The sequence below is a fragment of the Citrobacter sp. RHBSTW-00524 genome (genome assembly GCF_013747755.1).
GTDB lineage: Bacteria > Pseudomonadota > Gammaproteobacteria > Enterobacterales > Enterobacteriaceae > Citrobacter > Citrobacter braakii.
Genome location: NZ_CP056421.1, coordinates 4,606,332 through 4,618,808 on the forward strand (window position 1 = coordinate 4,606,332; position 12,477 = coordinate 4,618,808).

Consider the following 12,477-nt stretch of genomic DNA (forward strand, 5'->3'; position numbering starts at 1 on the left):
AAGAGTAGATTATGGATGAACTAACCTGTTTTAAAGCCTACGACATTCGCGGTGAGGTTGGCGTCAACCTGACGCCGGATATCGCCTTTCGCATCGGTCGCGCTTACGCCGCCTGGCGCCATCCGCGCCGGGTAGTGATCGGCGCCGACATTCGCCTTAGCTCGGAATCGTTAAAATCCGCCGTGACCGACGGGCTAATTTCCAGCGGCGTGGATGTTATCGACCTTGGTCTGTCAGGCACCGAAGAGATCTATTTCGCCACCCGGGAACTGCGTGCCGACGGCGGCATTCAGATAACCGCGAGCCATAATCCGGCGCAGTACAATGGTATGAAACTGGTGCGCGAAGAGGCGCGTCCGATCAGTAACGACAACGGCCTGCTGGAGATAAAAGCGCTGGCGGAGCGCAATGACTTTGCTCCGATTGTCCATCGTGGCAGCCTCATCCCTTATGATAATCGCCCCGCCTGGATTGCCTGCCTGCTGCGCTTCTTTCAGCATCCGCCGACTCGCCCGCTACGTATTGTGACCAACGCCGGACATGGCACCGTCGGGCCTGCGCTTGACGCGATCGCCGACGGACTAGCCCGTGCGGGTGTTCAGATTGAGTTTATTCGCCTGCACCATCAGCCGGACGGTCATTTCCCGGCAGGCGTGCCGAATCCGATGCTGACGGAAAACCGCCTCATCACCCAGCAGGCGGTTATCGAAAATCAGGCTGATTTCGGCATCGCCTGGGATGGCGATTTCGATCGCTGCTTCTTCTTTGATGAGTGTGGCCGCTTTATTGAGAGCTACTACCTGGTTGGCCTGTTCGCCGAGCACTTCCTGCAACGCTCCGCAGGCAGTCACATCATTCTGGACCCGCGCCTGACGTGGAATACGCTGGACGTTGTAACTCGCTGCGGCGGAATCCCGGTCATCAGCAAAACCGGGCATGCCTTTATCAAAGCGCGGATGCGCGAAGAGGACGCGGTCTACGGCGGAGAAATGAGCGGCCACCACTACTTCCGCGATTTTGGCTATTGCGACAGCGGGATGATCCCACTGGTATTGCTGCTGCAAATTATCGGCAGCGACAGCCGTCCGCTGTCGGCGTATATCGAACACGCCCAGGTGCGCTTTCCGGTTTCCGGCGAAATCAATCTGACGGTGGCCGATCCGCAATCTGTCATGCAATCCATCGCCGCTCACTATCTGCAAGCCGGCGGCCTGCGTGACGATTGCGATGGGTTGAGCATCGACTTCGTTGACTGGCGCTTCAACTTACGCGCCTCCAACACCGAGCCGCTGCTGCGCCTGAACGTGGAAACCCGCGCGGATACGGCACTGCTGGCGCGCAAAACCGATGAACTTTTAACGCTGATTGCAGCCTGGGATTCTGACAAGGAGAGGTTATGACCGCGCTAAGCCTGAGTAATATTCATAAAGCCTGGGGCAAGAACACCATCATTGAAAATCTGTCGCTGGAGATCGCCTCCGGGGAGTTCATTGTGCTGGTTGGCCCTTCCGGATGCGGGAAATCCACGCTGCTGCGGATCATCGCCGGACTGGAAATCCCCGACGGCGGTAAACTGGTGATGGGGGGAAAAGAGGTCACCAGGCTTGCGGCGGGCAAACGCAACCTGTCGATGGTGTTTCAGTCCTACGCCCTCTACCCGCATATGACCGTCAGGGAAAATCTGTCATTCGGTTTACGTAATATCAATACGCCCGCCGCCGAGATTGATAAGCGGGTCGCTCACGCCGCCAGCATGCTGAAGCTGGAAGAAATGCTGGACAGGCTGCCGCAGAATCTGTCCGGCGGGCAGCGCCAACGTGTGGCGATCGGGCGTTCTATTGTCCAGCAACCGGAACTGTTTCTGTTTGATGAACCGCTGTCTAACCTGGATGCCGCGTTGCGGGTCGGGATGCGCCAGGAGATCCAGCAACTGCATAACACCCTGAAAAACACCATGATCTATGTAACGCACGATCAGGTGGAGGCGATGACGCTGGCCGATCGCATCGTGGTGCTTTACAAGGGAAAAATTGAGCAGGTGGGCACGCCGCTGGAGCTGTATAACACCCCGGCAAACCTGTTCGTCGCTGAGTTTATCGGCACGCCGAAAATCAATGTTCTGCCAGCGGTATGGCGTGAAGGCGCACTGCATATCGCCGATAACCTCGTCTTCCGCCTCACCCGTCAGCCCGTAGGCGTTAGCGACGGGGACAAACTGTTTGTCGCCATCCGCCCGGAGCATATGCAGTACCAGCAGACCGGGGATTTCACATTGCAAGGTCGTACCCGGCTGTGTGAATTACAGGGCGACTCCACGCTGGTGTGGTTGGATCTGGCCGGCCACCCCGTGTGCCTGAAGTCTTTTCAACAGCTTAGCTTCATGCCGGATACACCGCTTACGCTCACCTTACAAGAGTCGCACCTGCACCTCTTTGACGGTCTGGGTAAACGACTGGCGTTCTGACCCACTTGCCCTTGCGTCCGCAGGGGCATTTTTTGAATCCCATCACAATCACGGCATTCCCCTTTTCCCTTTTACGCGGCGACGGCTAAATTATTAACTCATCCGACCACATAACAATAATTTTACATACTGGACACCTTTATGAGCTATCCGTCGCTGTTCGCCCCGCTCGATTTAGGCTTCACCACGCTTAAAAACCGCGTGCTGATGGGTTCAATGCATACCGGGCTGGAGGAGTATCCCGACGGTGCAGAACGGCTGGCCGCGTTCTACGCCGAACGCGCCCGTCACGGCGTAGCGTTAATTGTGAGCGGAGGTATTGCGCCTGCGCTTTCCGGCGTGGGGATGGAAGGCGGCGCGATGCTGAACGACACCAGCCAGCTTGCACATCATCGCGTCATTACCGACGCCGTGCATGACGAAGGCGGCAAAATCGCCCTGCAAATCCTGCATACCGGGCGTTACAGCTACCAGCCTCATCTGGTGGCACCTTCTGCCATTCAGGCGCCAATCAACCGCTTTACGCCGCATGAGCTGACGCACGATGAGGTGCTGCAGTTGATTGAAGATTTTGCCCACTGCGCTCAACTGGCGCGGGAAGCAGGCTATGATGGCGTCGAAGTGATGGGCTCGGAAGGCTATCTCATCAACGAATTCCTGACTCTGCGCACCAATCAGCGCAATGACGAATGGGGCGGCGAGTATGCCAACCGCATGCGTTTTGCCGTGGAAGTGGTGCGCGCGGTACGCCAGCGTGCCGGTAATGACTTTATTATTATCTTCCGCCTGTCGATGCTCGATCTGGTGGAAAACGGCGGAACCTTCGACGAAACCGTCCAACTGGCGCAGGCGATAGAAGCCGCAGGGGCGACCATTATTAACACCGGTATTGGCTGGCATGAGGCGCGTATTCCCACTATTGCCACCCCGGTGCCGCGCGGTGCGTTTAGTTGGGTGACACGTAAGCTGAAAGGGCATGTGACGATCCCACTGGTCACCACCAACCGCATTAACGATCCTCAAGTCGCCGATGACATTCTGGCCCGTGGCGATGCCGATATGGTGTCGATGGCCCGTCCGTTCCTCGCCGATGCCGAACTGCTGTCAAAAGCGCAAACCGGACGAGCGGATGAGATCAATACCTGTATCGGCTGTAACCAGGCCTGCCTGGATCAGATCTTCGTCGGCAAAGTCACCTCTTGCCTGGTGAATCCGCGCGCCTGCCATGAGACCAAAATGCCGATCGTTGCCGCCACTGTGCCGAAAAATCTGGCGGTTGTCGGAGCAGGTCCTGCAGGCCTCGCCTTCGCCATAAATGCCGCCGCACGCGGTCATCACGTGACGTTGTTTGACGCGCATAGCGAGATTGGCGGGCAGTTTAATATCGCTAAGCAGATCCCCGGCAAAGAAGAATTTTATGAAACCCTGCGCTACTACCGCCGGATGATCGATGTGACTGGCGTGTCGCTGAAGCTGAATCACTTTGTCAGCGCACGCGATCTGTACCCCTTCGACGAAGTGATCCTCGCCAGCGGGATCGAGCCACGTATGCCACCGATCGAGGGGATCGCGCATCCTAAAGTGCTGAGCTATCTCGACGTCCTGCGCGATAAAACGCCGGTGGGCAAACGCGTGGCGATCGTTGGCTGCGGCGGGATAGGTTTTGATACCGCCATGTATTTGAGCCAGCCCGGTGAGCCCACCAGCCAAAACATTGCGGAATTCTGCGTGGAATGGGGGATCGACACCAGCCTGCAACAGCCTGGCGGCTTACGCCTGGAAGGCCCGCACTTATCCCGCAGCCCGCGCCAGATAGTGATGTTGCAGCGCAAAGCCAGCAAACCGGGACAAGGTTTAGGGAAAACGACAGGCTGGATCCATCGCGCCACCCTGCTCTCACGCGGCGTGAAAATGATCCCGGCAGTTAGCTATCAGAAAATTGATGATGATGGGTTACACGTCGTGTTGAACGGCGAACCGTTGATCTTTAACGTGGATAACGTGGTGATTTGCGCCGGACAAGAGCCGCGCCGTGAACTGGTTGATCCACTCCACGCAGCAGGTAAAACGGTGCATCTGATCGGCGGCTGCGATGTGGCGATGGAGCTGGATGCCCGACGCGCTATTGCCCAAGGGACGATGCTGGCGCTGGAAATTTAACAGTATGTATTTCGTAGGCCGGATAAGGCGGTCACGCCGCCATCCGGCACACACGATTAGCGGCGGCGACCGGTTTTGACCGCTTTTAGCACCACGAATTTATTATTGGTGGCGATGGTCACGCAGTTGCCGAAAATCTTTTTCAGCTTGTGGAAGTAGTCAAGGTGACGGTTAGCCACAATGTACAGCTCACCATTGATTTTCAGGCAGCGGCGAGCGTGGTGGAACATCTCCCAGGCAATGTTATCCGTCAGCGCGTGCTTCTGGTGGAACGGTGGGTTACACAGCACGGCGTTAAAGCGGAACGGTTCGACGCCCGACAGCGCGTTGTTGATCATAAACTCACAGCGATCCAGCGCTTCAGGCATGTTACTTTCCACGTTCAAGCGGCTTGAAGCCACCGCCATCGGCGATTCATCAACAAATACCACGCTGGCTTCCGGGTTCTTCGCCAGCAGCGTCATACCGATGACGCCGTTACCACAGCCGAGGTCAACAATCTCCCCTTCGAGGTTTTCCGGCAGATGCTCGATAAAAAAGCGCGCGCCGATATCCAGTCCGGTACGGGAGAAGACGTTGGCGTGGTTATGGATAGTCCATTCGGTACCTTCCAGCTTCCAGCTTAGCGTTTGCGAGGCAGCGGCCAGCTCAGGTTTGCTGAACGTACAGTTGATTAAACGGGCTTTTTTCCACGCCAGCGTGGTGGTGGTCGGACCCAACACTTTTTCAAACAGCTCCAGCGTCGAGGTATGCACATCACGCGCCTTCGCGCCCGCGATGATGCGCGTTTGCGGCGTCACCACTTCGCGCAGCGCGCGCAGTTGCTGCTCCAGCAGCGCCATGGTTTTTGGCAGCTTAATCAGCACCACGCCCGGCGCCTGCGGGTAGTCAGCCGTACTGTCGAGGAATTTGACGCTCGACTCGGCAATATCGTTATGACGCAGGTTCTCGCGTGTGGCAAGCTCGCTGAGATAGGAGTCGCCAATGCTGTACGGCGAATGTTGCGCCAGCGCACAGCCCAGCGCGCCAAAGGTATCATTCAGGATTAGCACCGGGCCGCTAATCTCGGTATCGTCCAGCTGTTGCAGCAGATATTCATCTGCCGCTTCCCACGCCAGCAGCGGGTTAACGTCATCCGTTTCCGGGAAACGTTTAAGTGACAGCGAACGGAAACCGTTGTCTATGTGGCTCATCGGCCCTCCTGAATGGTAAAATTTCGGCGTATCCCTGAAAAGGGTGCGTGAGTATACACTTTTTATGATTGGCATGGGCAAAGATGAACCAACTAACTTATCTCCAGGGCTACCCGGAACATTTGCTTTCTCAGGTGAGAACGCTGATTGCTGAACAGCGTCTGGGCGCAGTGCTGGAGAAGCGCTATCCGGGGACGCATGATTTCGCGACCGACAAAGCGCTCTGGCAATATACTCAGGATCTGAAAAATCAGTTCCTGCGTAATGCCCCGCCGCTGAATAAAGTCATGTATGACAGCAAGATACACGTTCTGAAGAATGCGCTGGGGCTGCATACCGCCGTATCTCGCGTGCAGGGCGGTAAGCTAAAAGCCAAAGCGGAGATCCGCGTTGCCACCGTGTTTCGCAATGCCCCTGAACCTTTTTTACGCATGATCGTCGTTCATGAACTGGCACATCTGAAAGAAAAAGAGCACGACAAAGCGTTTTACCAGCTGTGCTGTCATATGGAGCCTCAGTATCATCAACTGGAGTTCGATACCCGCCTGTGGTTAACGCAACAATCGTTAAAGCAAACTGCGTAGTCGCGCACTGGCTTTGTCTTCAGAGCATGCTAAATTGACGAAAGGATCCCTTTTCGCAGCCTGAAGGCCATTATGATACGTTTCGCAGTAATTGGCACAAACTGGATCACCCGCCAGTTTGTCGATGCCGCCCATGAAACCGGCAAATATAAGTTAACCGCGGTCTATTCCCGTAGCCTCGAGCAGGCGCAGACCTTCGCCAATGATTACCCCGTCGAGCATCTGTTTACCTCACTGGAAGCGATGGCGCAAAGCGAGGCGATCGACGCCGTCTACATCGCCAGTCCAAACTCCCTGCACTTCCCGCAGACCGAGCTGTTTTTGCGGCACAAAAAGCATGTTATTTGCGAAAAGCCGCTGGCCTCAAACCTGGTGCAAGCCGAAGCCGCTATCGCCTGCGCGCGCGAAAATCAGGTCGTGTTGTTTGAAGCGTTTAAGACCGCCAGCTTGCCTAACTTCCTGCTGTTGCAGCAATCTCTACCCAAAGTCGGAAGAATCAGGAAAGCGTTTATTAATTACTGCCAGTACTCCTCGCGTTACCAGCGCTATCTGGACGGTGAAAATCCGAACACGTTTAATCCGGCGTTCTCAAATGGCTCGATTATGGATATCGGTTTTTACTGCCTGGCCTCAGCGGTTGCGCTGTGGGGTGAGCCGCAAAGCGTTCAGGCCAGCGCCAGTCTGCTGGAAAGCGGCGTAGATGCCCACGGCGTGGTGGTGATGAATTACGGTGATTTCAGCGTCACACTCCAGCACTCAAAAGTAAGCGACTCGGTGTTAGCCAGTGAAATTCAGGGTGAGCAGGGATCGCTGGTGATCGAGCATATCTCCGAGTGTCAGAAAGTGTGCTTCGTTCCTCGCGGGGGGAAAACCCAGGATCTGACGACGCCTCAGCACATCAATACTATGCTGTATGAGGCAGAGGCTTTTGCTCATTTGGTTGAATCCGGCGAAGTGGATCACCCCGCACTGGCCGTCAGCCGTATCACCGCCAAACTGCAAACAGAGATTCGCCGCCAGACCGGCGTGATTTTCCCGGCAGATGAAGCGGTAACATCGCTGACTGCGTAAAGGTATGTAAAACGAATGTTGCAGGTCATTGACTGAATGCATGGCCTGTAATATTTTGTAACCCGCAAAGGGGAGTAACTTCGTTGTCGGTTGATCGTCATTACGATGTGTGAAAAACCACATCCGGTCGCCGGGCGATAACAAAGGAATACGCCATCGTATTCCTTTGTTGTTGTAAGTGAGACCTTGCCGAATGGCAAGGTCTATGCATAAAAAGCAGCGGCTAACGTCATTCGGCGTTGGCCGTTTTTTTTATGCATGGGGAAATACAATGAATACTGTCGGCACACCGTTGTTATGGGGTGGCTTCGCTGTCGTGGTGGTAATTATGCTGGCCATCGACCTGCTGTTGCAGGGTCGTCGTGGCGCGCATACGATGTCGATGAAGCAGGCTGCGGCCTGGTCAATCGTTTGGGTAACGCTGTCGTTACTGTTTAACGCCGTCTTCTGGTGGTACCTGGCACAAACCCAGGGCCGCGCCGTTGCCGACCCACAGGCGCTGGCGTTCCTTACCGGCTATTTGATCGAAAAATCGCTGGCAGTAGATAACGTCTTTGTCTGGTTGATGCTGTTCAGCTACTTCTCCGTACCGCCTGCGTTGCAGCGTCGGGTACTGGTGTATGGCGTGCTGGGAGCCATTGTTCTGCGTACGATCATGATCTTCGCCGGCAGTTGGCTTATCACCCAATTTGAGTGGCTGTTGTACGTGTTCGGTGCATTCCTGCTGTTTACCGGCGTGAAGATGGCGCTGGCGAAAGAAGATGCTTCCGGTATTGGCGACAGACCGTTAGTACGCTGGCTGCGCGGTCATTTGCGCATGACCGATACCATCGAAGATGAAAAATTCTTCGTGCGTAAAAACGGCCTGCTGTTTGTTACGCCGCTGATGCTGGTGTTGATTCTGGTTGAGCTGAGCGACGTCATTTTTGCCGTCGACAGTATTCCGGCTATCTTTGCCGTCACTACCGACCCGTTCATCGTGCTGACCTCAAACCTGTTTGCTATTTTGGGTCTGCGCGCAATGTACTTCCTGCTGGCGGGCGTGGCGGAGCGTTTCTCCATGCTGAAGTACGGTTTGTCGGTCATTCTGGTGTTTATCGGTATTAAGATGCTGATCGTCGATTTCTACCATATCCCGATCGCTATCTCGTTAGGCGTGGTATTTGGCATTCTGTTTGTGACGCTGATTGTGAACGCCTGGGTCAACCACCAGCACGATAAAAAGCAGCAAATACAGTAAGTTTCATCTGCTAGCTGAAAAGCCCGACAGCACACTGCGTGCGTCGGGCTTTTTGTTTATCATGTCAAAATAATGTTAACTCAAAGTTATAAAATATGATCTCAACGCGAAATCCAGGATATTTCGCTTCCAGAACCCTGTTCTTTCCTTATACTCAGCCATGCAAACATTTGCCTCATCCTGAAAGATGCGTCTACAGAACGCACAAAGGCAGGGCAACAACACAATGAAAGGATTACTACATGACTACGCAACGTTCATCGGGGCTATTCTCGCGCTTGGCGCAAGGGAGCCTGGTTAAACAAATTTTGATCGGTTTGGTTCTGGGGATTTTACTGGCACTGGTGTCAAAACCTGCGGCAGAAGCCGTTGGTTTACTGGGTACTCTGTTCGTCGGCGCGTTAAAAGCCGTCGCGCCAATTCTGGTTCTGATGCTGGTAATGGCTTCTATCGCCAACCACCAGCACGGGCAAAAAACCAATATCCGCCCAATCCTGTTCCTCTACCTGCTCGGAACATTTTCCGCAGCGTTAGCGGCCGTTGTCTTCAGCTTCGCCTTCCCATCGACACTGCATCTTTCCAGCAGCGCCAGCGATATCGTACCGCCGTCCGGCATTATTGAAGTGATGCGTGGCCTGCTAATGAGCATGGTTTCTAACCCAATTGATGCACTGCTTAACGCCAACTACATCGGCATCCTGGTTTGGGCCGTCGGTCTGGGCTTTGCGCTGCGTCACGGTAATGAAACGACCAAAAATCTGGTCAACGATATGTCCAACGCAGTCACCTTTATGGTGAAGCTGGTGATTCGTTTCGCGCCGATCGGTATCTTCGGCCTGGTCTCCTCCACGCTGGCAACCACCGGTTTCGCCACGCTTTGGGGCTACGCACATCTGCTGACCGTGCTGGTAGGCTGTATGCTGCTGGTAGCGTTGGTGGTCAACCCGCTGCTGGTATTCTGGAAAATTCGCCGCAACCCATATCCGTTAGTGCTGGCCTGTCTGCGTGAAAGCGGCGTGTACGCCTTCTTTACCCGCAGCTCCGCGGCAAACATTCCGGTGAATATGGCGCTGTGTGAGAAGCTGAACCTGGATCGTGATACCTATTCGGTGTCTATCCCGCTGGGAGCTACCATCAATATGGCTGGCGCGGCGATCACCATTACCGTGTTGACGCTGGCGGCGGTAAATACGTTGGGTATTCCGGTCGATTTACCGACGGCGCTGTTACTGAGCGTGGTTGCTTCGCTGTGCGCCTGCGGCGCATCGGGCGTGGCGGGGGGGTCTCTGCTGCTGATCCCACTGGCATGTAATATGTTCGGTATCCCGAATGACATCGCCATGCAGGTCGTTGCCGTTGGCTTTATCATCGGCGTATTGCAGGATTCCTGTGAAACGGCGCTGAACTCTTCTACAGACGTCCTGTTTACCGCTGCGGCCTGCCAGGCTGAAGACGAACGTCTGGCAAATAACGCCCTGCGCGGCTAATCTCTGCCCCTCTGTCACCGGACGGAGGGGTTCTCTTCTTGTACGCTTTTTTCAATTTTGAATGGATCAATTCCGCGTTTTTGCATCCGCCGGAAGCGAATAATGTTCAGGCCGTTCATCACCAGAAAACTACCTTCGATCATCGTCCCACCAATCGATCCCAACCAGAAATTATGGATAACCCAACAGGCGGTTGCGCACCACATTACGCAGCGCACGGTCAGCCCCTGGCAGCGAAACAGCGCCCAAGTGCTGGCCAGCGTGCCAATAATCGGCAACAGCTCCATCGCATGCTGTAATTTCGCCAGCCCGAGAACCAGGGTGAGGATAATAAAAACGGTCATTACCCATAGTTTGCGGGTATGCATCGAGACGAGTGTGCGGATGGTGTTTAGCTCTGCACTCATTCCCGCAGGCCAGGCGCCCATCAGAAAAAAATGCACGCCAATGGTGGCGCTGTAGACGGCGAGTTGCAGCCGGAACCGGCGCTCATCTCGATTGAAAAAGGTGGTAATGCCGATCAAAAAGGCGATGACACCTACGCCCTGGGCCAGCCAATACGCGGTCATGGGAGATCCTTGTGAGGAAACGCAAAAACAAACGGCGCTCCATATTATGAAACGCCGTTTTTAAAATCCACTCCATTTCGATTACCCAATAGATTTCGTGCTACCGCAAGGCGGTAAGTTCAGACATCCCCGGGAGCTTACTGGAGTAAGTGACCGGGGTGAATGGACGCAGCCAACGCGGCTGTCACGCGAAAGATGAAGGGTAATTACAATGTTACGCCGCTTTTAAAGATAGCCAGTTCCCGGAAATCGTTGCGCTCGTTGCAGGTTTGCTTGCCATTGGCGAACTCAACGATCGTATCGACAAACTCGCTCAGTAGCTGAGGCATCGCTTTACCATGGATCAGCTGTCCGGCGTCAAAATCGATCCAGTGTTTTTTCTTGGCCGCCAGCTCGCTGTTGGTCGCAATTTTCACCGTCGGCACAAAACCGCCGTACGGCGTACCGCGGCCGGTGCTGAACAGCACCATATGACAGCCCGCGCCCGCGAGGGCACTGGTAGCAACCGCATCGTTACCGGGCGCGCTCAGTAAGTTCAGGCCGTGTGTCTTCAGGCGTTCGCCGTAGCGCAGTACGTCCACCACCTGGCTGGAGCCCGCTTTTTGCGTGCAGCCCAGAGATTTATCTTCCAGCGTGGTGATCCCGCCCGCTTTGTTGCCCGGCGATGGATTCTCGTAAATCGGCTGGTCGTGAGCAATGAAGTACTGCTTAAAGTCATTGACCATGGTCACCAGCTTGCCGAAGGTTTCTTCGTCACGGCAGTGGTCCATCAGCAGCTGCTCGGCACCGAACATTTCCGGTACTTCAGTCAGCACGGTGGTGCCGCCGTTGGCAATCACGTAGTCGGAAAAACGCCCCAGCATCGGGTTGGCGGTAATACCGGACAGGCCGTCAGAGCCGCCGCATTCCAGACCAAACTTCAGCTCGCCCAGCTTACCCGGCTCACGCTTATCGTTACGCATCACGTTGTACAACTGATGGAGATGTTCAATCCCCGCTTCCACTTCGTCTTCCTGATGTTGGCAGACCATAAAGTGAACACGCTCAGGATCGTACTCGCCTAAAGTTTCGCGGAAGGCATCAACCTGGTTGTTTTCACAGCCCAGGCCGACCACCAGCACCGCACCCGCATTCGGGTGGCGCACCATATTTTGCAGCATGGTACGGGTGTTGATGTGGTCATCACCCAGCTGTGAACAGCCGTAGGTGTGACTGAAAAGATGCACGCCGTCGATACCCTCGGCGTCGTTGGTCTCTTTCAGAAAGCGGTTCTGCATCTGACGCGCCATAGCGTTGACGCAGCCGACCGTCGGCAGGATCCACAGTTCGTTGCGCACGCCGACCTCGCCGTTGGCGCGACGGTAGATCTGTACATCGCGATCGGCGGGTTGAACAAGCTCTGCCTGAAAATCAGGGTGGTAGCTATACGTGTCCAGGTCGCTCAGATTCGTGCGCGTGTTGTGAGCATGAATATGCTCACCCGCCGCCACGTCCACCAACGTATGACCGATTGGCAAACCGTATTTAATGACGTTTTCGCCTTGCGCAATATCGCATAAAGCGAATTTATGGCCACGAGAAACCGCTTGGCGCAGGATTACCGCTTGCCCATCAACGGTGACTTCGGTTCCTTCAGCCAAATCAGCGAGCGCTACCGCGACGTTATCCAGCGTATGGATCTTGATGTATTGCATACCTTCACCCAGGCC

At 55.1% G+C, this 12,477-nt stretch carries 10 protein-coding genes; 7 read left to right on the forward strand and 3 right to left on the reverse strand.

The window, feature by feature from the left end; translation table 11 throughout:
- Positions 1 to 11 precede the first annotated feature (11 nt).
- The 3 genes from HV229_RS22125 to HV229_RS22135 all read left to right on the forward strand — a co-directional run bounded on the left by HV229_RS22125 (position 12) and on the right by HV229_RS22135 (position 4,624).
- Positions 12 to 1,400, forward strand: coding sequence for a phosphomannomutase CpsG (locus HV229_RS22125; protein ID WP_181546420.1), 1,389 nt, complete (start codon positions 12 to 14; stop codon positions 1,398 to 1,400).
- Positions 1,397 to 2,464, forward strand: coding sequence for a sn-glycerol-3-phosphate ABC transporter ATP-binding protein UgpC (gene ugpC, locus HV229_RS22130; protein WP_181546422.1), 1,068 nt, complete (start codon positions 1,397 to 1,399; stop codon positions 2,462 to 2,464). Before HV229_RS22125 ends, ugpC begins: the two co-directional genes overlap by 4 nt.
- Before the next feature lie 141 nt (positions 2,465 to 2,605).
- Entirely contained in the window at positions 2,606 to 4,624 is a 2,019-nt protein-coding gene (locus HV229_RS22135; protein ID WP_115190138.1) for an NADPH-dependent 2,4-dienoyl-CoA reductase, read from the forward strand.
- A 56-nt stretch (positions 4,625 to 4,680) separates the two neighbouring features.
- Here the strand turns inward: HV229_RS22135 and rlmG are convergent, their stop codons facing one another.
- Complete coding sequence (gene rlmG / locus HV229_RS22140; protein ID WP_016157532.1) at positions 4,681 to 5,817, reverse strand: 23S rRNA (guanine(1835)-N(2))-methyltransferase RlmG; 1,137 nt, start codon at positions 5,815 to 5,817, stop codon at positions 4,681 to 4,683.
- 83 nt (positions 5,818 to 5,900) lie between these two features.
- Between rlmG and HV229_RS22145 the strand changes: the two genes are divergently transcribed.
- The 4 genes from HV229_RS22145 to sstT all read left to right on the forward strand — a co-directional run bounded on the left by HV229_RS22145 (position 5,901) and on the right by sstT (position 10,199).
- Positions 5,901 to 6,401 (forward strand): M48 family metallopeptidase, encoded by a 501-nt coding sequence (locus tag HV229_RS22145; RefSeq protein ID WP_016154609.1) that lies wholly within the window; start codon positions 5,901 to 5,903, stop codon positions 6,399 to 6,401.
- A gap of 72 nt (positions 6,402 to 6,473) precedes the next feature.
- Complete coding sequence (locus HV229_RS22150) at positions 6,474 to 7,472, forward strand: Gfo/Idh/MocA family oxidoreductase (RefSeq protein WP_155553861.1); 999 nt, start codon at positions 6,474 to 6,476, stop codon at positions 7,470 to 7,472.
- A 271-nt stretch (positions 7,473 to 7,743) separates the two neighbouring features.
- Positions 7,744 to 8,712, forward strand: a complete 969-nt coding sequence (locus HV229_RS22155; protein ID WP_016154611.1) for a TerC family protein — start codon at positions 7,744 to 7,746, stop codon at positions 8,710 to 8,712.
- A 242-nt stretch (positions 8,713 to 8,954) separates the two neighbouring features.
- A complete protein-coding gene (gene sstT, locus HV229_RS22160; protein WP_016154612.1) occupies positions 8,955 to 10,199 on the forward strand; it encodes a serine/threonine transporter SstT in 1,245 nt (414 codons plus the stop codon).
- 14 nt (positions 10,200 to 10,213) lie between these two features.
- Here the strand turns inward: sstT and HV229_RS22165 are convergent, their stop codons facing one another.
- Together HV229_RS22165 and HV229_RS22170 are read right to left on the reverse strand one after the other, a co-directional pair.
- A complete protein-coding gene (locus HV229_RS22165) occupies positions 10,214 to 10,768 on the reverse strand; it encodes a YgjV family protein (RefSeq protein WP_016154613.1) in 555 nt (184 codons plus the stop codon).
- Positions 10,769 to 10,974: 206 nt separating this feature from the next.
- A complete protein-coding gene (locus HV229_RS22170) occupies positions 10,975 to 12,462 on the reverse strand; it encodes an altronate dehydratase family protein (protein ID WP_016157534.1) in 1,488 nt (495 codons plus the stop codon).
- Positions 12,463 to 12,477: the final 15 nt, after the last annotated feature.

What these genes read in the sequence shown, in the direction of transcription:
- HV229_RS22125 (WP_181546420.1), top strand. Translation starts at nt 12, where the DNA reads ATGGATGAACTAACCTGTTTTAAAGCCTACGACATTCGCGGTGAGGTT.
- ugpC (WP_181546422.1), top strand. Translation starts at nt 1,397, where the DNA reads ATGACCGCGCTAAGCCTGAGTAATATTCATAAAGCCTGGGGCAAGAAC.
- HV229_RS22135 (WP_115190138.1), top strand. Translation starts at nt 2,606, where the DNA reads ATGAGCTATCCGTCGCTGTTCGCCCCGCTCGATTTAGGCTTCACCACG.
- rlmG (WP_016157532.1), bottom strand. Translation starts at nt 5,817, where the DNA reads ATGAGCCACATAGACAACGGTTTCCGTTCGCTGTCACTTAAACGTTTC.
- HV229_RS22145 (WP_016154609.1), top strand. Translation starts at nt 5,901, where the DNA reads ATGAACCAACTAACTTATCTCCAGGGCTACCCGGAACATTTGCTTTCT.
- HV229_RS22150 (WP_155553861.1), top strand. Translation starts at nt 6,474, where the DNA reads ATGATACGTTTCGCAGTAATTGGCACAAACTGGATCACCCGCCAGTTT.
- HV229_RS22155 (WP_016154611.1), top strand. Translation starts at nt 7,744, where the DNA reads ATGAATACTGTCGGCACACCGTTGTTATGGGGTGGCTTCGCTGTCGTG.
- sstT (WP_016154612.1), top strand. Translation starts at nt 8,955, where the DNA reads ATGACTACGCAACGTTCATCGGGGCTATTCTCGCGCTTGGCGCAAGGG.
- HV229_RS22165 (WP_016154613.1), bottom strand. Translation starts at nt 10,768, where the DNA reads ATGACCGCGTATTGGCTGGCCCAGGGCGTAGGTGTCATCGCCTTTTTG.
- HV229_RS22170 (WP_016157534.1), bottom strand. Translation starts at nt 12,462, where the DNA reads ATGCAATACATCAAGATCCATACGCTGGATAACGTCGCGGTAGCGCTC.